The 19196-nt window shown below is 72.0% G+C and carries 14 protein-coding genes; 2 read left to right on the top strand and 12 right to left on the bottom strand.

Features of this window, described 5'->3' with window-relative positions:
• Positions 1-3: 3 nt before the first annotated feature.
• The 12 genes from ACN265_RS18500 to ACN265_RS18445 all read right to left on the bottom strand — a co-directional run bounded on the left by ACN265_RS18500 (position 4) and on the right by ACN265_RS18445 (position 16992).
• Positions 4-2982 carry a PQQ-dependent sugar dehydrogenase gene (locus ACN265_RS18500; RefSeq protein WP_421408706.1) on the bottom strand — a complete coding sequence of 993 codons (2979 nt, stop codon included), beginning with the start codon at positions 2980-2982 and terminating at the stop codon, positions 4-6.
• Between the two features lie 154 nt (positions 2983-3136).
• Positions 3137-4537 (bottom strand): leucyl aminopeptidase family protein, encoded by a 1401-nt coding sequence (locus tag ACN265_RS18495; RefSeq protein ID WP_421408705.1) that lies wholly within the window; start codon positions 4535-4537, stop codon positions 3137-3139.
• Positions 4538-4549: 12 nt separating this feature from the next.
• Positions 4550-5104 (bottom strand): DUF2087 domain-containing protein, encoded by a 555-nt coding sequence (locus ACN265_RS18490; RefSeq protein ID WP_204925185.1) that lies wholly within the window; start codon positions 5102-5104, stop codon positions 4550-4552.
• Positions 5105-5237: 133 nt separating this feature from the next.
• A complete protein-coding gene (locus tag ACN265_RS18485; protein ID WP_421408704.1) occupies positions 5238-7181 on the bottom strand; it encodes a RiPP maturation radical SAM C-methyltransferase in 1944 nt (647 codons plus the stop codon).
• Positions 7182-7188: 7 nt separating this feature from the next.
• The gene (locus ACN265_RS18480) at positions 7189-8382 is read right to left on the bottom strand and encodes a cytochrome P450 (protein WP_420117891.1); all 1194 of its coding nucleotides are present in this window, start codon (positions 8380-8382) and stop codon (positions 7189-7191) included.
• A complete protein-coding gene (locus ACN265_RS18475) occupies positions 8372-9772 on the bottom strand; it encodes a hypothetical protein (protein WP_421408703.1) in 1401 nt (466 codons plus the stop codon). The genes ACN265_RS18480 and ACN265_RS18475 overlap by 11 nt, the downstream gene beginning before the upstream one ends.
• Positions 9769-10572 carry an alpha/beta fold hydrolase gene (locus ACN265_RS18470; RefSeq protein WP_421408702.1) on the bottom strand — a complete coding sequence of 268 codons (804 nt, stop codon included), beginning with the start codon at positions 10570-10572 and terminating at the stop codon, positions 9769-9771. The genes ACN265_RS18475 and ACN265_RS18470 overlap by 4 nt, the downstream gene beginning before the upstream one ends.
• Positions 10559-12460 (bottom strand): RiPP maturation radical SAM C-methyltransferase, encoded by a 1902-nt coding sequence (locus tag ACN265_RS18465; protein ID WP_421408701.1) that lies wholly within the window; start codon positions 12458-12460, stop codon positions 10559-10561. The genes ACN265_RS18470 and ACN265_RS18465 overlap by 14 nt, the downstream gene beginning before the upstream one ends.
• Positions 12457-13785: a YcaO-like family protein gene (locus tag ACN265_RS18460; protein WP_421408700.1), complete on the bottom strand. Its 1329-nt coding sequence runs from the start codon at positions 13783-13785 to the stop codon at positions 12457-12459. The genes ACN265_RS18465 and ACN265_RS18460 overlap by 4 nt, the downstream gene beginning before the upstream one ends.
• Positions 13718-14851 carry a hypothetical protein gene (locus ACN265_RS18455; RefSeq protein WP_421408699.1) on the bottom strand — a complete coding sequence of 378 codons (1134 nt, stop codon included), beginning with the start codon at positions 14849-14851 and terminating at the stop codon, positions 13718-13720. The genes ACN265_RS18460 and ACN265_RS18455 overlap by 68 nt, the downstream gene beginning before the upstream one ends.
• Before the next feature lie 94 nt (positions 14852-14945).
• A complete protein-coding gene (gene botA / locus ACN265_RS18450; protein WP_204925177.1) occupies positions 14946-15086 on the bottom strand; it encodes a bottromycin family RiPP peptide in 141 nt (46 codons plus the stop codon).
• Positions 15087-15135: 49 nt separating this feature from the next.
• Entirely contained in the window at positions 15136-16992 is a 1857-nt protein-coding gene (locus ACN265_RS18445; protein ID WP_421408698.1) for a RiPP maturation radical SAM C-methyltransferase, read from the bottom strand.
• Positions 16993-17216: 224 nt separating this feature from the next.
• Here ACN265_RS18445 and ACN265_RS18440 point away from each other — a divergent pair, with 224 nt between their 5' ends.
• The gene (locus ACN265_RS18440) at positions 17217-18200 is read left to right on the top strand and encodes a helix-turn-helix domain-containing protein (protein WP_421408697.1); all 984 of its coding nucleotides are present in this window, start codon (positions 17217-17219) and stop codon (positions 18198-18200) included.
• 122 nt (positions 18201-18322) lie between these two features.
• Positions 18323-19156: a class I SAM-dependent methyltransferase gene (locus ACN265_RS18435; protein ID WP_421408696.1), complete on the top strand. Its 834-nt coding sequence runs from the start codon at positions 18323-18325 to the stop codon at positions 19154-19156.
• Positions 19157-19196: the final 40 nt, after the last annotated feature.

Raw genomic sequence — 19196 nt, 5'->3', positions numbered from 1 at the left:
GGGTTACGGCAGGGTCCACTTCTGGTTGGCGGCGGCCAGGCAGGTCCAGAGGTGGACGGCCTGGCCGTCGGTGGCGCTGTTGTCGGACACGTCGAGGCACTTGCCGGACTGGGGGTTGCGCAGGGTGCCGTCGGCCTGCGCGGACCAGTTCTGCGCCGCGGTGCCGTTACAGGTCCAGAGTTGGATCTTCGTGCCGTCGGCGGTACCGCCACCGGAGACGTCCAGGCACTTACCCAGCGCTTTCACGGTGCTGTTCGGGGTGACCGTCCAGGTCTGTGCGGCGGTGCCGTTGCAGGTGTAGATCTGGATCTGGGTGCCGTCGGCGGTGGCGGCGTTGCGGACGTCGAGGCACTTGCCGCCGAGCCCGACGATCGGCCCGGTACCGGCGGTGCCGCCGGTGACGAACGTGAACGTGTCGAGGTCGAACAGCGCCCCGGTGCCCCCGGCGAAGGTGAGGTAGAGCGTGCCGGTGCTGGCCGGCGCGCCGGAGAGGGTGCCGGTGACGGTGGTGAAGGTCTCCCAGCCGCCGGTGACCGGGACGGTCGCCTGGCCCAGCACGGTGCCGGTGGGTGAACCCGTGCGCACCTGGAGGGTGCCGCCGACACCGTTGGAGGAGACCCGGGCGCTGAACGAGGTGGCCCTGTCCAGCCGGTACGGCTCGAACGCGATCCAGTCGCCGTTGTCGATGCTGCCGACGGTCTTGCCGCCCTCGGCGGGGGTCTTGTCGTAGACGGTGATCCCGGACGAGGTCTTGAAGTGCTCGGCCTGGCGCTTGCGCGGCTGGAGGGTGTGCTGCCGGTGGGTGGTCAGCCCGCCGGCGTCGGTGTACTCGGCGTCGAAGACCGCGAAGATGTTCGCCGCGTCGTCGTGCTCGCCGTCGACCGGGATGGTGATCGAGCCGGAGCAGCCGTTCTTCGCGGTGATCTGGTGACCGTGCTGGTCGTGGCCGAGCACGTAGGTCATCCTGACCCTGGCGCAGTCGATGGTGCCGTCCTCGGGATCGGTGACGGTGATGCTGAACGGCACCGTGTCGCCGTAGGAGAACAGCGAACCGTTCGCCGGGCCGGTGATGGTGACCGTCGGGGCGGTGTTGCCGACGCCGATCTGCACGCTGGCCGTGCCGGTCGCGCCCTGCGGGTCCCGGACGGTCAGGGTGACGTTGTAGGTGCCGTTGGCGGTGAACGTCTTGCCGGGGTTGGCCGCCGTGGAGGTGGTGCCGTCACCGAACGCCCACGAGTAGGTCAACGCCCCACCCTCCGGGTCCGACGACCCGGCCGACGAGAAGTTCACCGTCAGCGGGGCCGCCCCGGAGGTCCGGTCGGCGGCGGCGACGGCCGTCGGCGCGCGGTTGCCACCGCCGACGTAGTCGTACCGGTACAGCGCCGAGTTGGCGTCACCGTTGAAGTAGCCGGTGCCGTAGTCGAGGACGTACAGCGCACCGTCCGGGCCGAACGCGGAGTCCATGACCTGCTTGCCGTTCCAGGGGAACGACGCGTCGATGGCCCCTCGGGAGCCGTCGGCGTTGACGTGGATCGGTTTGATCCAGCCCCGGCCCAACTCGGTGGCGAAGAACTGGCCGTCGAAGGACTGCGGGAACTTCGTGGTGGACGGGTTCGACGCGCTGTAGCGGTAGACCGGACCGGCCATCGGCGACTCGGAGCCGCCACCGAACTCCGGCGGGGTGCCGGCGTCACCGGCGTACCGGATCCAGGCCGGCTGGGCCGCGGGCAGGGTGGGCAGGCCGGTGTTGCGGAACGAGTTGTTCGTCGGCCCACCGGCGCAGTTGTACTTCGCCCCTGCGGTGCCGGCGGCGAAGTCCCACTCCGCGTACGTCTCGGCGGCGGTGTTCGTGCCCGTGCAGTACGGCCAGCCGTAGTTGCCCGGCCCGGTCACCCGGTTGAACTCGACCTGTCCACTGGGGCCGCGCGCGCCGGTGGTGCCGGCGTCCGGGCCGTAGTCGCCGACGTAGACCACCCCGGTGGCCCTGTCCACGCTCATCCGGAACGGGTTGCGGAACCCCATCGCGTAGATCTCCGGACGGGTCCGCGCGGTGCCCGGGGCGAACATGTTCCCGGCCGGGACCGAGTAGCTGCCGTCCGCGTTCACCCTGATCCGCAGGATCTTGCCGCGCAGGTCATTGCTGTTGGCCGCGCTGCGCTGCGCGTCGTACGCGGGGTTGCGGTTGGTCCGCTCGTCGATCGGCGCGTACCCGGCGGAGTCGAACGGGTTGCTGTCGTCACCTGTCGACAGGTACAGGTTCCCGGCCGCGTCGAAGTCGATGTCCCCGCCGACGTGACAGCAGATGCCCCGGTCGGCCGGCACGTCCAGGATGGTGACCTGGCTGGACGTGTTCAGCGTCCAGTTGGCGTTGAGGGTGAACCGGGACAGCCGGTTCACGCCCTGCCAGGCGGAGAAGTCCGTGCCGGTGGCCGGGGCGTCCCCGGCGGGGGTGGACAGCGGCGGGGCGTAGTACAGGTAGACGTGCCGGTTGGTGGTGAAGTTCGGGTCCACCCCGACGCCCTGCAGGCCCTCCTCGTCGTGGGTGTAGACGGGGATCGTGCCCACCACGGTGGTGGTGCCGGCGGCGTCGGTGCGCCGAAGCGTGCCGTTGCGGGCGGTGTGCAGCACCGACCGGTCGGGCAGCACCGCGATGGTCATCGGCTCGCCGACCTCGGGCTCCCCCTTGGCCAGGGTGACCTGCTGGAAGTCGGTGGGGTTGATGGTGTGGGCCTGGGCGGGGGCCGGGCTGCCGAGGGCGATCAGCCCGGCGGCGGCGACCAGGAGCAGTGCGGAGCTGACCGACGCCGTTCGCCGGCCGAACGCGCCATCGTGTGAGGACACTGGCTGTCCGTCCCTTCCTGACGTTCGAATGCCAGGGCGGGCGCGCGCCGTCGCGCCGGATGCCGTAGCGGGGGAGGGGGTCGATGGATCACCGCGCCGCCGGTTCACCTCGCTGAAACACTTGCGTGATGGCGAAGACATTAAGCTGTTTCGATTCCGCTGTCCATGCCTTCTGTCGAATCACGACCGACTTTCGCTCGAACCGCAAAAAGCCCGCGCCGTCGCACCGGATGCCCGGCGCCCCTCGTGCCGGGCCGACCCTGTGGGCGAACAACACCGACCGGGGACGGGGCCCCTACCGCGGACCGCGCAGAAACTCCACCAGGGTCCGTACGCCGAAGCCCGTGCCCCCGTGCGGGATCTCGTCGTAGGGGGCCTCGTCGTTGAACGCGGCTGCCCCGAGGTCGACGTGGACCCAGGGGAGCCGTGGCCCCACGAACTCCCGGAGGAAGAGCGCCGCCTGGATCGCGTCGCCAGGACGGAAGGCGGCGTTCACCCGGTCCGCCACCGACGATCTGAGGTGACGCCGCTCGGACTCCCACAGCGGGAGACGCCAGAACAGCTCGTCGGACCGGGCGGCGGCGGCCGACACCTCGGCGGCCAGCGAATCGTCCCGGGCGAAGTAGGCCGCCGCGCGGGCCCCGAGCACGTGCGGCACCGCCGCCGTCAGGGTCGCCACGTCGATCAGGACGTCCGGGGCAGGGTCGCGGGCCAGCAGCAGAGCGTCGGCCAGCACCACCCGGCCCTCGTTGTCGGTGTTCAGGACCTCCGTGGTCGTCCCGTCGGCGTGCCGGACGACGTCCCCCGGACGCAGGGCCGCCGGGCCGGGCATGTTCTCGGCGAGCGGGAGCAGCGCCCGCAGCCCCACCGGCAGACGCAGGGCGGCCACGGCGCAGACCGCACCGACGACGGCTGCGGCCCCGCCCATGTCGGCCTTCATCGCCCGCATCTCGGGTGGGCTCTTCAGGCAGAGCCCACCCGAGTCGAAGGTGATCCCCTTGCCCACCAGGGTGACGCTTCGTCCGGGCGTCGGAGGGTCGTACCGGAGCTCCACCAGACACGGCGGCTCGGCCGAACCTCGGGCCACCGCCAGCAGACCCGCCATGCCCAGGGTGTGCAGCGCCTCGCCACGGTGCACGACACAGGACAGCGCACCACCGGCGAGGCCGGCGACCCGCCGACCGAACTCCGTCGGACCCAGTTCACCGCCGGGGCTGTTCACCAGATCCCGCGCGAGGCAGACGGCATCGGCGACCGCGACACCCTCGGCCACCGCACCGGGGTGCGCGGTGCGGATGGTGATCTCACCCAGGGGCGGAGCAGCACCGCGGCGGTGGCGGTCGTAGCGGTAGGCGGCCAGCACCGCACCCTCGGCCACCGCGCGGGCACGGGCACCCGCGGACATCGGGCCCTCCGTCGTCTCGGCGAGGTCCAGCCGCAGGGTACGGGCCGGGCCGGCGGCCCGGACGGCAGCGGCCGCCGCCCGGCGGAAGGTCGCCGGGGTCGCTGCCCCGGCGGGGCCCAGACCGACGTTGAGCAGCACCGTCCGACCGTCCGGGCCCGGTTCGGCGACGACCTGACCGGCGCGGCCGGTGAACCCGCGACGGAGGGCGAACGTCCCCGGGCGGGTGCCGTGGTGCCAGGGCAGGGCCACCACGTCGGCGGGCCGGGCATCGGCGACCGGGGTCACGCTCACGCCCGGCACGGGTCAGGCGCGCTCGTAGGCGGTGCCGGCCTGGTTGCGCGTGAGCAGCCCCTCGTCCACCAGGGCACGACGCAGGGCCACCCAGTCGTCGAACCACTCGCCGCACAGGGCGTTGACCCGGGCCTCGGGATAGACCTCCCCGGGGGAGAAGGTGTCGACCACCACGGCCAGCACCCGGGCCCGCACCTCGGCGTCTGCGGGAATGGCGGTGATGCGGCCACGACGGAAGTAGGCTCCCGCGCCGTCCCCGCCACTGCGGCCGGCAACCCGGACCTCGGCCTGGACCGCACGGCGGAAGGCGTCGTCCACCAGGGCGTACGTGTTGGTGGCCCGGTCCTCGGCGACGATCCTGCCGTCCACCAGCCGGCGCAGGGCGCCCGCGGTGGCCTTGGGGGTGAGCCCGGTCTGCTCGGACACCGACCCCACGGTGCGCGCCCCGAGCACGAGCGCGGCGAACGCCGACCGCCGGGCCGGCTCGGCCAGCAGGCCGACGATGTCCCCGCAGGACGGCGGACGGTCAGCGGAGTCGGTCTGCGGCTCTTCGTCGGCCGGGGGCACCGGACACCTCACCTCTGCGTCGTCGGGCGGGCCGGTCACCACGGCCGGACCTCTCCCGAATCTGTCCACTGTCGATAACCTAGCAGTCGCACCGCGTCACACCGGTCGAACCGCCGGTGCCACCGCCGTCGACTCAGCCCCGGACCGTCGGCGTCTCCAACACGACGGGTGTCTGCGTCCGGGCCCGGCGGGGAGTGCTCTGCGCCGGTGGTGTGCGGTACGCCGAGGGACGGTGCCGCACCGCCAGGGCGATCACCTTGGCCCCCTCGATGAACACCCAACGTCGGCGCTGCCAGGCGTGCAGCAACTCCAGTGTCGGCTCCCAGCGTGTGCCGGACCAGTGCCGGGCCTGCAGGTCGCGGAAGCGGGTACCCCCGATCAGGGCACGGAACAGCAGGGCCTCGTCACCGGTGAGGACCGTCTGACCCGCCGGCAGGCCCGGCCGCTGCTCGTCGAGGACGACCGAGCTGAAGCCGAGCCGGTAGGTGAAACGGGCGGTGTGCCGGTGCGCCTTCCACAGCCGCACCCGGGCGGCCAGCCGGTGGCGCAGCTCCTCGTTGCGCGCGTCGTCGTGGAAGTCACCCTCGAAGTGGTACGCGATGTCCCAGAGTTCCTCGTCGGAGAGCCCCGGATAGGCGAACCGGTAACCGGGGAAGGGACGCGACAGGGTCAACCCGAACGACCCGGGCCGTTCCACGTACGGGCTGAACCGGTCGAAGTGCACGGCGAGGATGTCCGCGTCGGGCGGTTCCAGGTGGGTCAGCGAAGCCACGAGGTTGAGCTGGGACAGCAGGGACGCGGGGGTCTCCCCGGGATAGCCGGTGAGAATGTTCCACACCGGCAGCACCCCGAACTCCGCGCAGCCCAGCAGGAACCGGACGTTCTGCATCGCGGTGGCGCCCTTCTTCAACGCCCGCAGTCCCTCGGTGCTGAGGCTTTCGATCCCGGGCTGGACCGAACGCACCCCGGCCCGCCGGATCGCCCGGATCTGCGCCCAGTCCATGTTCGCCTTCACCTCGAAGAAGAGCGAGTGGTCCGTGCGCATCTGCTCCACCCGGGGCAGCGCCGTCTCCAGGTAGCCCAGGTCGAGGATGTTGTCCACGGCGAAGAAGTCGAGCACCCCGTACCGGTCCATCAGGTGGTGCAGTTCCTCGGCCACCGAGTCCGGGTGCTTGCTGCGGAACTCCATGGTGGCACCGTTGAGCCCGCAGAACGTGCAGTGCGTCTTCGCCCCCCACCAGCAGCCCCGGGAGAACTCCACCGGAAGCGTGATGTCGGGCTCCAGAGCATGCAGACCGACCTCCCGCAGCTGCTCGAAGAAGCCGTCGTAGTTGGGCCGGGGCACCACGAGCTGCGCGGTGCTGCGCCGGGCCGGCAACGCCCGGGACGTGGACGCGGCGTCCTGCCCTCGCACCACCAGTCGGCCGGCCGCCGCGAGCGGACCACCCGCCGCGACCTGCCGCAGCAACGCGACGAAGGCGTCCTCGCCCGGCCCGTCCACCACGGCGTCGACCGCCGGGAACTTCGCCAGCAGGGTACGGCCCATCGGCCCCTCGCAGTTGCTGCCGCCGAGCACGATGGTCCCGGTGTACCCCTGCGCACGTAGCCGTTCCGCGACCGCGAGTGTCGGGCCGTTCTGGCTGAACGTCGTGGTGAACCCGATGACCTGCGGCGCCGCCCGGAGCAGCCCCTCGGCGGTCTCGACCACGTGCCGGTCGGCGACCGCGCGCAACGCGTCGACCAACGCGATCTCCCGCCCGGTGATCCCCCGCTCCCGCAGCAGCGTGTAGTAGGCGGCGCGCTCGGCGTCACCGGCGGCCCGCCGGGCGTACACCCAGTCGCCGACCGACAGGTGGTAGAGGCCCTCGGCGACCCGCGTGTAGGCCGCCGCCCAGTCGTCCGGGGACAGGCCGAGCATCCGTCCGGCCAGGGCGTAGAAGCTGAGGTACGCGTAGTCGGAGACCACCTCCCAGCCCTCCGCCTCGGCCACCGCCCGCAGGGTGCCGATCTGGATCGACGGGCGGTGGACGTTGTTCCAGGGCATCGAGACGAGTGCCGCGCGGCCAGCGTCGCTCATCACGTCATCACCAGATGATGCGCAGGTCGTAGACGTTACGGAGGAAGGGTGGTTCCACCGTCGGCTCGGGCAGCCGGTAGTCGGGGATCATCTCGTGCCACTCCTCCCAGGCGGTGAGGATCTGCGCGCGGGCGTAGGCGGCACCGAGACACTGGTGGTGACCGGTACCGAAGGCGATGTGCGGATTCTGCGTCCGGTCGAAGTCGACCCGCTCCGGATCCGGGAAGACCGCCGGGTCGTAGTTCGCCAGGGCCAGCGGCAGCAGCACCGTGTCGCCCCGGGAGGCGACCCCGCCCGCACCCTCCCGGGTGGCCAGCCGACCGGGATACATGCAGGAGTTCACCCTCAGGAACTCCTCCACCGCGGCCGGCCGGATCTGCGGCTCGCGCAGGAACCGGTGCCGGTCCCCCGGGTGGTGGGCGAGATGCTGGATGCCGTTGGCCATGTGGTTGACGGTGGAGTCGACCCCGGCCAGGAAGAGGACCGTGAGCAGCGATTCCCGGTCGGCGTCGCTGACCGGGGAACCGTCGATGTCCCAATCGAAGGTGGCAGTGGTCAGGTCCGCCTCGACCGGCTCCGCACGACGCCGCGCCACGTGCCGCCGCACGTACTCCTGGAGCGCGGGGAACGCGGTCTCGGCGTTGAACGCCTGACGTGGGTCCGGCGCCTCCCGGGACCGGATCATCGCCACGTTGATGGCGAGCAGGTGATCGAGGTCCGCCCGCGGCCACCCGACCGCCAGCATCAGATTCTCCAGCACGTACGGGCGGGCGAACTCGTCGGAGAAGGAAACCTCGCCCCGGTCGACGAACGCCTCGATACGCCGCCGCGCGTTCGCCCGGATCACGGGGGTCAGATCCCGGGCCCGTTGCGGGGTGAACCAGGCCGCCAGGTGCCGCCGCCACTCGTTGTGGGCACGACCCTGGATCGTCAGGGGGATCCAGCGCTCGTCCTCGGCACCCTCGGCGGCGCTGACCCGGGACACGCTGAAGGTGTCCTCGTCGCGGAACGCGGCGCAGATCCCCTCGTAGGTGGACAGGGCCCAGAAGCTGCCGCCGTGCGAGCTGTGGAACGCGCCGTCGCGGGCGTGTTCCGCCGCGACGCGCCGGTACGCCTGCGGCGCGGCGAAGAAGTCGAAGTCGACCGATTCCCCCGCCGTCGCGGCGGTGGCCCCGGTGACCGGGCACCTGTCAGCCTGCACCAGATCTCTCCTTCTCCCGTGGTAGGGCGGGCACCGGGTCGAGCCCGCCCCGGGGCCAGACCCCGGCGTTCAGCCCGGCGGTGGTCAGTCGCAGGGACCAGAGTTCGTCGAGATCCCCGGCGTCGAGCAGGACGCCGTCGACCAGGACGGCGTCGGGACGGGCCAGGTCGGCCACCGTGGTCGGCAGCCGCCGGTAGAGCACCAGATCAGCCTCGGTGGTCGCGGCCGGGCCCCGGCGCATCGCGGCGTGGGCCGCCCCGGTGGCCGCCTGCAGCACCGCGGCGAAGGGGAGCCCCGCGCGGGACAACTCGGCCAGTTCCTTGTGGAACGACGGACCCGCCACCACGAACGGGTTGCCGCAGTCGGTGCCGACCAGCACGCGTGCCCCCGCCCCGGCGACGGCACGGACCAGGCCACCGAGCCGGTCCACCAGCGCCCCACGCTCGGCTGCCGCGGCGCGGTCGAGACCGATGGCCGCGCGGGCGGCCGCGGTCCAGGCCTGCGTCCGACCCGCGTCGGCCAGCGCCAGGGCCGTGGGCGAGGGACGCGTCCACCGCCGCTCGCCGGTCAACGCCCGCCACGTGACCAGGGTGGGACAGACGAAACGCCCGGCGTACCCCTCGACCCGGGCGGCGCCCTCCGCCTCCACCCGGTCGAGAGCGGCGGAAAGGACCTGCCACCGCCGGTCACCGGGAAGCCGGAAGATGTTGGGCACCAGACCGTAGAGATGTTCGGTGGACCACATCGCGGCCTGCGCCTCGGCGATCGGCACCCGTTCGGGGGCGTGTCCGACCACCGGGAGACCCACCCGGTCGGCTGCGGCGGTGATCGCCGCGAACCAGGCGGGTTCCACGTCGTCATAGACCTTGATGCCGTCGAAGCCGAAGCCGAGAGCCTCGTTGAGCACGTGGTCGGCCGAGTGCCGGTCGTCCACCACCATCGCCCCGCCCGGCACCCGGGTGGTCGGGCCGTCGACCACGGCCGTGCTGACCCAGGCGCGGGGCACCACGGCGGTCCGGGCCCGGTGCACGCCCGCCGCGTAGCGGTGCGCGGGCTCGCCCCACATCTGGCGGTACGACGTCACGCCGTGGGTGAGCAGACCGACCAGGTCACCGGACGACGACACGTGCGCGTGCGCGTCCACGAAGCCCGGCAGGGCGTACCACCGGGCCGGTCCGTCACCGGGCGGCCCGTGCACCAGGACTCCGTCCTCGACCACCAGATCCCGTACCGGTCCGGGGCGGCCGGTGTCCGGCCCGACCGGCGCGACGGCGGGAATGTGGTGGGCGCGGGGCCGGGTCGCGAGGGCCCGCAGCGCGTCGGCCTGCGGATCGCCCGCGGGCAGCAGGCCGACCCGCAGCCGCCACTGCGCGTCCTGGCTGGGAGTCATCGGGCACCCGTACCAGCGGCGTACCCGGCGGTCTCGGTCGCCACGCGCGCTCCCACCTCGGCGAGGCGGTGGGCAGCCCGCACCCGGGTGGGGCTGTCGACCAACCAGATCCGGGCACCGAGGCGGCGCTCACCCGCGGTGAAGACGTCACGTTCGGGGTCGCCCTCGGCGGTGATGAGCACGAGATCCTGGCCGGGGTTCCGCCGCTGGACGGCGCGGGCCGAGCCGTACCACAGGCCGCGGGTGACCGCCGCCAGCTCCGGCAGGTCGACCCGACGGCACGCGTCGACCATCCAGTCCGGCGCGCCGACCCGGTGGAAGTGGTCGGTCAGGTAGCGGTGTCCGTCGGGGGCCTCGATCGCCGCCGCCTCATGCTCGACCGCGTCGTCGGGGAGTTCCACCTCCTCGGCGTGCGCGCAGAAGGAGTACGCCCGGGTGACCCTCGAATCGTCGGCGGCGACCCGCAGGGCCGTCCGCCCGCCGAAGTAGACACCGAACACCGTGTACTCGGGGTGCCCGAAGAGGTCCATCACCGCCCGGACGTCCTCGACGTGCCTGTCGATACCGTGCCGTTGCGGCAGGCCGACGCGTTCGCTGGCCCCGCGCCCCCGCAGGTCGAGGGCGAGCAGGTCGGCGTCGGGAAGAGCGTCGAGGAACCCCGAGTCGGCCCAGATCCGCCAGTCCATCGCCACCCCGTGCACCAGCACCACCGGTGTCCCCGTCCCCGGCCTGCGCATGCCGTGCAACCGGGCGCCGTCGGCGGAGGTGGTCTCGAACCGTTCCAGGTCACGCTGCTGCACTACGCCCTCCCAAGGCCATCGCCCGGCCCAGCTCGTCGCGCCCGCTGTCGTGTACGGCCAGCACCAGACCCTGCGGTGCCTCCAGGAACACCCAGCCGCGGACGGACCACTCGGTCAGCTTCTCGTGGGCCTGCTCCGGTGTGGCACCCGCCTCGACGGCCGCCGCCACCGACCCGGTGATCCGACCCCCGTGCGTCAGCCCACGGAACAGGACGTTCTCCCAGCCCCGCAGCACCTCCCGGCCCCGTCCGACGTGCGGACGGTGGTCGTGGACCGCGGTGACGGTGGGGCCGAGGCGGTAGGTGAAGCGGCTCTGCGGGTGCAGTTTCTTCCACAGCCCGACCCGGGCGCCCAGCCGCCGGCGCAGGGTCAGCAGCAGCGCGCCGTCGGTGGCGTCCGGCTCGTCGTGGTCGAACGAGTAGGCGAGCGTCGCCCGGTCCACGTCCTCGCCCGGGTGGACGAAGCGGTACTTCGCCTCGGGCCCGCGCAGCTCGATCCCGAACTCCTCCGGCCTCTCGAAGTAGGGGCTGTAGCGGTCGACGCGAACCTTGCTCACCGTGGACGGCGGGTCCAGGTGCGACAGGAAGGGGATCAGCCGAAGCTGTTCCTCCAGCATCTCCGCCTGCTCCCCGGGCATCGCCGAGAGCAGGTTCCAGCCGACCTCGATACCCAGCTCGCGGCAGAGCACCAGGAAACGCAGATTGTGGAAGGCGGTGGCACCCTTGCGGAGCAGCTTCAGCGACCCGGTGCTGAGGCTCTCGATGCCCGGCTGCACGGTCATCACCCCGGCCGCCCGGAGCTGCCCGAGCGCCCTGGGTCCCAGGTTCGCCTTGACCTCGAAGAAGGTGGTCACGTCCACCTCGGCCTCGGCCAGCTCGACCAGTCCGTTGTCGTCCTTGGCGAGGATGGTGTCCACCGCATACGTGTCGAGCACCCCCTGCCGCTCGGTCAGCTCGCGCAGGGTGTGCACCAGCTGCCGGCCCGGCTTGCTGCGGTACGGCATGCCGCTGCCGTTCTCGCCACAGAACGTGCAGTGCATCTTCTCGCCCCACCAGCAGCCGCGCGACATCTGGAACGGCAGCGCCACGTGGGGACGGATCAGCTCGCTGCAGGGAAGCTCCGCCAGCCGGCGGAAGTAGTCGTCGTAGCGGGGCACCGGCACGGCGTCGACCGACTGCACCACCGGCGTGCTGACCACCAGCCGGGTGCCGGCGCGGGTCACCACCCCCGGCGCCGAGATCGGCACGGTCGGGTCCTCGGCCGCGCACAGCGCGGCGACCGCGGCCTCCCCCTCACCCTGCACGACCAGGTCCACGAACGGGTAGGCGCGCATGACCGCCTCACCCATCGGCCGGTCGCAGTTGGCACCGCCGAGGAAGACCAGCCGGTCGGGGGCCCGGTCCTTGATGGCGCGGCCGACCGCCAGGGCGGGCACCAGTTGGCTGAACGAGGTGGTGAATCCGAACCCCTGGGCACCGGTGTCCAGGAGCCGGTCGGCGGTGTCGGCGACGAACCGGGGCGCGCTGGCGCGCATCGCCAGCACGAGGTCCACCAACTCGGCGGAAACACCGCGGGCGCGTAGGAACCCGGCGTACTCGGCACGGGCGGCCTCCTCGTCCTCGTCGCGCGCCGCGGGCAGGCCGCGCCCGAAGATCCAGTCACCCACGCCGAGGCCGTAGAGTTCCTCGCCGATGGTGTCGTAGACGGCGGCGAACCGTGCCGGCTCGCAGTCCAGCTCCTTGACGGCGAACTCGAACCAGTCCAGGTAGATGTACTCGGCGGTCACGGGACCACCCCCGGACCTGGCGGCCAACGCGATCAGCGAGGCGACCTGGATGGACGGCCGGTAGAGGCTGTTCCACGGGGGCGCGACGAGGACGAGTCTCATGGCCGCGCGCCTCCCTGCCCGGCCATCGCCGCACCGAGCCGACCGGTCGGCAGCACCGGGTAACCCGCACGTGCCTTGTCCAGCAGTTCGAGCCCCGGGGCCACCACGTCGACCACGGTGATGGACCCGGGTCGGGTGAGCACCCGGTGGTAGGCGTGCACCCCGACCGCGGCCAGCTGATCGACCAGATGGCGGAGCAGCTGCTCGGGCGTGGCCTCGACGGGCAACCCGTCCTCGGGACGGAAGGGCACGGTGCGTCGGGGCAACGTGCGGACGTCGAAGCGGGCGGCGGCCAGGTGCCGGGGATAGCGGGCCAGTGCGGAGGTGATCTGCCCCGCCTCGGTGTCGGCGTTCACCGGCCCGTGCTGGAACATGGTGCGTACCTGGAGATACTCCAGCAACGCGCGTTGGACGGCGTAGGCGCGCACCGGCGAGGCGCCGCTGCCGATGAGACGGATCACCTCGTCGGCGCTGCCGTCGCAGACCACGTAGGCGGGCACCCCGGTGTCGCAGGCGATCGACACGATGAGGATCGGCGCGCCGGTCAGCTCCTCCACGTCGTCGGCCAGGGCCCGCAGCTCCGTCGTGAGCGTCGCCGGATCGACCACCACCAGGCCGGGCTCACCCATGCCGAAGTAGCTGCGGGCGAGTTGACAGGACCACGCGTCCCGCTCGATGACCTCGTTGATCGCATGGACCAACGCCTCGTGGAGAGTGGTACCGGCGGCGTAGCCGGCGCTCGAGGTGTAGTGCCACAGCGGACGGAAGGCCCCGTCGTCCTGCGGATGCGGCCAGTTCTGGTAGCCCCCGTCACGGAGGAACACCGGCTGGCGGTGGGAGCTGCCGCCGTCCTGCCCGAGGGCGGTGGCGACCGGAACGTAGTCGCGGGTGAAGACCGAGGCGTCCGGCATGATCCCACCCAGCCGCCGCAGCAGCGCCGAACGGCGCGCGGTGGGTTGCTCGGCCACCGCCCGGCCGGACATGAAGCCACTCCAGCCGGCGCCCGCGTCGCGCCGCCAGTCCAGGTGGTAGTGCTCGGCGCTCTCGAACAGGGCGCTCGCCAGGCTCCGGTGGCCGAGGCCCTTGCCGGAGCTGCGGGAACAGAGCACGCCGTCGGCGTCGTGCAGGCGTACCTCGTAGGTGGGTGCGGTGTCCGGGCCGTACCTGCGGATGTCGGGTGTGAGCCGCTCGGCGGTCAGCCAGTCGCGCACGGCGGTGAGGGCGGTGCCGATGGGCGTCTCCCGTTCCGGTGGGACGTCATCGCGTTGTGCCCCGCCCTGCAGGACGGCGGTCAAGAGGTCGTTGTCTGCGTACTCGGTCGTCAAGGATCTTCCTCACTTCTCCCATGTCGAAGACGGGAACGCCCGCGCGGACGAGGCCCAGGAGCGGCTGTGGTCGGGAGACGGCGTGCGCGAAGTGCAGCCGGGTGGTCGGTAGTTCGGGCGCGCTGACCTCCAGCTCCCCGGTGTCGGCCCAGACCCGCACACCGGCGGCCGCCAACTCCCGCTCGGGTGCTTCGGGAGCCCGGCCGGGGACGGGGGCCGGGACCGGTTCGAAGTCGAGGGTGGCGCACCGCAGCAGCAGGGGCCAGCGTTCGAAGCGACGCAGGAAGTACCGCTCGGCCGGTACCGCCGTCTCGTTGGCCCGCCACATGGTGTCGGCCTGCGCCAGTTCCAGCAGAGCGCGCTCGGTGGCGGCGGCGACGGTCTGCGCCGCGCCCAGACCCGTCGCGGGCATCCGCCGGCCGGCCCGGGCCACGACCAGCACCACCGGGGTACCACCGACGAAGGAGAGGGGGATCGTCTCCACCTCGGCCCGGTCAGTCGCCGCCGTACCGGAGCGGCCGGCCGGGGCGACGGCGAGTGACCGGTAGAGGAAGGCGCCGTGGTCGAGGAGTTCGGTCAGTTCCAGCACCGCCCCCCGCAGCGCCGCGGCGGGCGTCGGCGCCACCGCCCAGCCGATCGTGCTGGACAGCCGCGCCACGGGCGGGGTGAGGGTCCCCTCGGCCAACTCCGTGCCCGCCACCCACGGCGCGGACCAGAAGAGCGGGACCGCCAGGTCCGATCCACCGTCGAGCGCCCGGTAGCGGCGCAGCCGGCATCCCGGTGGGACCGTACGCGCACCGTCGGGGCCGGACCGCGCGTCGGCTGCGGTGGCCCGGCTGGTCGACGGGCGGGCGAGCAGGGCGAAGGGAGTACACGCGAGCATGCGCTCGACGGCTTCGGACAGTGCCTTACGCCGTGCGACGGCCTCGGTGACGGCAGTGCCGTAGCCTTGGGCCACCGCCGTGTCGGCGACGGCCGTACACCGGACGGTGATCGTCTGCTCCGCAGGGAACGCCTGGTACTCGACCCTGCGCAACATGCACGTCACCACCGCTGTCACGGTCATCATCACCCTCCTCCCGGACCCGCTCGCCCGTCGACTGGTCGCGTCCCGCCGGTCAGGTCAGGACGCGTCCGCTGGGCGGCTCACGCCGGCCGACTCACGTGGTCGGCTCGGCCTCGTCCGACCAGGCCCCCCACGTCTCGAGCTCGTGCAGTTCCAGCTCGCTCAGCTCGGCGTTGTTGGGGTCGTCGTTCAGGAAATCTGCGGTCATGCAGTCGAACACGACAACCGGTCCCATGTTTCCTCCCTTCTGGGCGTCGTACGGACGGTGGTCCACCGCCACCACGTCAGCGACGCGTGGCGGGGCTGGAGAGGGTGAGCGGGACCTGGGTCCGGACTCGCTTCGGCGTGCCCTTGGCCGGCGGGGTGCGGTAGGCCGAGGGTCGCCAGCGCACCGCCAGGGCGATCACCTTGGTGCCCTCGATGAACACCCAGCGCCGCCGCTGCCAGGACTGCAGCAGAGCGAGCGCGGCGTCCCAGCGTGGCCCGTCCCACCCCTGGGCCTGGAGATCCCGGAACCGGGTGCCCCCGATCACCGCACGGAACAGTCGGGCCGCGTCCCCGTTCAGGGTGACCCGCTGCGGTGGCAGGCCGGGCCGCCGGTCGTCGAGCACGACGTTGGCGAAGCCGAGCCGGTAGGTGAAGGACGCCTCCCCGTGACGGCTGCGCCAGAGTCGGATGCGTGCGGCCAACCGGCGGCGCAACTCGACGTTGCGGGGGTCGTCGGTGAACTCACCCTCGAAGTGGTAGGCGATGTTCCACAGGTCCGACTCGGACAGCGCCGGGTAGGCGAAGCGGTAGCCGGGGAACGGTTTGGTCAACGTGAGCCCGTACTCGGCCGGGGACTCCACGTAGGGACTGAAGCGGTCGAAGCGGATCAGGGTGACGTGCGGAGGTACCAGGTGTGACAGGGAGGCGACCAGATCGATCTGGGCCAGAATGGACGCCGGGGCTTCCCCGGGATAACCGGTGAGAATGTTCCAGTCCGCCCGCACCCCGTACTCGGCACAGCCGAGCAGGAACCGGACGTTCAGGAATGCGGTGGCACCCTTGCGCAGTGCCCGCAGCCCCTCGGTGCTCAGGCTCTCGATGCCCGGCTGCACCGAACGCACCCCGGCCCGACGCATCCGGCGGATGTCCGCCCACTCCATGTTGGCCTTCACCTCGAAGAACAGGGAATGGTCCGACCGCAGTTCTTCGACCGCCGGTAGGGCGGTATCCAGATAGCCGAGGTCGAGAATGTTGTCCACCGCGAAGAAGTCGAGCACGCCGTACTGGTCCATCAGGTGTCGGAGTTCGCCGGCCACCGAGTCGGGGTGCTTGCTGCGGTAGCGCATCGTGGCCCCGTTCAGGCCACAGAAGGTGCAGTGTGTCTTGGCACCCCACCAGCAGCCGCGTGAGAATTCCACCGGCAATGAAACATCCGGTTCCAGCCGGTCGAGACCGGCCGTCGACAACTGCTCGAAGAATCCGTCGTAGTTGGGCATGGGAACGGTCAACCGGTCGGCGGGGACCAGTTCGGCGACCTGGGCGGTCCCCTCCCCACGCGCCACCAGCCGGCCCGCCGAGCGCACCGGCTGATCTGCCGCCACCTGGGCGAGCAGGGCGGCGAGCGCCTCCTCGCCCGGCCCGTCGACCACGGCGTCCAGGGCCGGGAAGTTGGCCAGCAGGGCGCGGCCCATCGAGCCCTCGCAGTTGCTGCCGCCCAACACGATCGTCCCGGTGTAGCCCGCCTCGCGGAGTCGTTCGGCCACCGCCAGGGTCGCACCGTTCTGGCTGAACATGCTGGTGAACCCGATGACCTGCGGCTCGGCGGCGAGCAGCCGTTCGGTCGTGGCGGCGACGTGCCGGTCGGCCACCGCCCGCAGCGCGTCGATCACCCCGATGCTGGTCTCGTCGACCCGCTTGGAACGCAGCAGGTCGACGTAGGCCGCCCGCTCCTCGGGCGCGGCACCGCGTCGGCTGAAGATCCAGTCGCCGACCGACAGATGGTAGAGCCGCTCGGCGATGAGTTCGTACGCCTGGGCCCAGTCGTCGTCGGAGAGCCCGAGAATCTGCGGAGCCATTGAATAGAAGTCGAGGTAGGCGTAATGGGAGTCGACCTGCCAGCCCTCGGCCTCGGCCACCGAACGTAGAATTCCCACCTGAATGGACGGTCGTGTCGCGCTGTTCCACGGCATTGATACAAGTGAGACTCTGCGTGGTTTGATGACCGATCACCACCTCGATCGATGTGTCATTCTGGACTCATGTTCACTACTACGCAGCGCGTCCGTCAAGTCCCTTTCGGTGATCATTCATCCCCAGAACCACGTTCGACGTGCGGAGATTCAGCCGATGAGTTTCAAGTTCGTTGGCGGGATCTTCCATGACCTTTGTCGCCGACGACGACCACCACATTTCCACCGAAGAGCGCATCGCGCTGGAGCAGTTGGCCCGGACTCCGGCCGGGACATCCGCGTTCGCGCTACGCGCCCGCATCGTCCTCGCCTGCGCCACCGGGGACACCACCGCCGAGGTGGCCCAACGACTCGGGGTCTGCCGGGAGACCGTCCGCAAGTGGCGCAACCGGTTCGCCGTCCACCGGCTCGCCGGCCTCGCCGACGAGCCACGCCGGGGTGCCCCGCGCACGATCGGCGCCGACCTCGTACACCGGGTGGTGGTCGCCACCCTCGACCTGCCGCCGCCCACCGGCGACCGCTGGACCACCCGCGCACTGGCGGCCGCCACGGGTGTCTCGCAGACCACGGTCTCGCGCATCTGGCGCGAGTGCGGCCTGGGGGCGGACCGGGTGCGCGCGTGGCGGCTGGTGACCGATCCGGGGTTCGTGGCCGCCGTACGGGGCGTGGTCGGCGTACACCTGGCGGGTCGGGACAGCACCCTCGTGCTCTCCGTGGATCATCCCGACGCCACGGGCGTCGCCGCCCCGGCCGCAGCGACGGCCCCGCCGACGCTGCACAGCGTCGCCGGGCCGGGCCCGGCGGGCGGTGCGTCGGGCCCGACCCGGCGGCTGATCCCGTTCCTGGCCGAGGTGGAGGCGGCGGTGCCGGACGGGACGCTGCACGTGCTCCGCGCCGACTGCCCCGGGGCGGAGGCGCGGGCGGTGGCCCGCTGGCTGGCCCGACGCCGACGCTTCCGTCACCAGGTCATCCCCCCGTGCGCCCCGTGGCCGGTCCTGGCCGACCGGTGGCTGACCGCACCGGGTGTCCGCGACCATCCCGGCACCGCGGAACTCAGGCTCCTGGTCCGCCGGTGTGTCGGAGGGCCCCACCAGGCCGGTCGGATATGGCGAACGGATCCACACAGGACGGAGGGCGGTGACGGAAAGTCAGCGCCGCCTTGCCTGCCGTAGCCGGCATCGATAGCATCGACCTGCGGCCGGAGATCCACACCGGGTGCGCCGCCACTGCCGGCCCCCCGCCGCACCGTCCACCCGTGCCATGGGACCCGCGTCCACCCGACTGGGGCTGTGGAATGAAGGTATCGCTGACCGGAGCGGCGGAGACGACGCTCGCCACCCTCTGCGCGCGGGCCGTCGACGCCCGCTCACCGCACCCGATGCTCGGTGACCACACCGCCGCCGGGATCCTCGACAGGCTGGACTACGACTTCGCGAAGTTGCAGATCCAACCGGCGACCGCTGTCGGTATCGCCCTCCGCACGCGGTTCTTCGACCGCTGGACCCGGCGGTTCCTCGACGCCCACCCCGAGGCCACCGTGCTGCATCTGGGCTGTGGCCTCGACGGGCGGGCGCAACGGCTCGCCCCCGGTCCCGGGGTGCGGTGGTTCGACATCGACCAACCCGAGGTCATCGCCCTGCGGGACGAGCTCTATCCCGCGCGTCCGGGCTGCCGAACCCTCGGCGCCTCGGTGGTCGAGGAGAGCTGGCTGACGGAGATCCCGACCGACCGGCCGGTGCTGGTGCTCGGTGAAGGGCTGGCCATGTACCTCGGCGCCGAGGACGGCCCGCGGATGCTGCGCACCATCGTGGCCCGGTTCCCACTCGGCGGCGAGATCGCCTTCGACTCGTACTCCCGGGCCACCGTGCGCCTGAGCGGGCCGTTACCGGTGATGCGACAGACCGGCGCGCAGATGCGCTGGGGCATCGACGACCCGCGCGAGGTGCCGCAGGACGTCCCGGGCCTGCGGTTGGTCGAGTCGGTCAGGGCGTACGACACCGCCGACCCGGACGACCACCGACGGCTGCCTCTGGGCCTGCGGCTGCGACTGCTGCTCGACACCAAGGTGCTGGCGAAGCTGCCGGTCTCGCGTGGCGTCGGACACCTCTCGCGCTTCGCCTTCCCCTGACCGGCGAACTGCCGGCCCCTGCCCGGGGCCGGCAGCGCGC

Source organism: Micromonospora sp. WMMD730 (assembly GCF_049178955.1).
GTDB classification, from domain to species: Bacteria; Actinomycetota; Actinomycetes; order Mycobacteriales; family Micromonosporaceae; genus Micromonospora; species Micromonospora wenchangensis.
Note: the sequence above shows the minus strand (reverse complement) of the source record. Positions and strands in the feature narration are given on the sequence as shown.

Coding starts and splice junctions, on each gene's coding strand:
- ACN265_RS18500 (WP_421408706.1), bottom strand. CDS start 2,982: ATGTCTTCGCCATCACGCAAGTGTTTCAGCGAGGTGAACCGGCGGCGC.
- ACN265_RS18485 (WP_421408704.1), bottom strand. CDS start 7,181: ATGAGCGACGCTGGCCGCGCGGCACTCGTCTCGATGCCCTGGAACAAC.
- ACN265_RS18475 (WP_421408703.1), bottom strand. CDS start 9,772: ATGACTCCCAGCCAGGACGCGCAGTGGCGGCTGCGGGTCGGCCTGCTG.
- ACN265_RS18465 (WP_421408701.1), bottom strand. CDS start 12,460: ATGAGACTCGTCCTCGTCGCGCCCCCGTGGAACAGCCTCTACCGGCCG.
- ACN265_RS18455 (WP_421408699.1), bottom strand. CDS start 14,851: ATGACCGTGACAGCGGTGGTGACGTGCATGTTGCGCAGGGTCGAGTAC.
- botA (WP_204925177.1), bottom strand. CDS start 15,086: ATGGGACCGGTTGTCGTGTTCGACTGCATGACCGCAGATTTCCTGAAC.
- ACN265_RS18440 (WP_421408697.1), top strand. CDS start 17,217: ATGACCTTTGTCGCCGACGACGACCACCACATTTCCACCGAAGAGCGC.
- ACN265_RS18435 (WP_421408696.1), top strand. CDS start 18,323: ATGAAGGTATCGCTGACCGGAGCGGCGGAGACGACGCTCGCCACCCTC.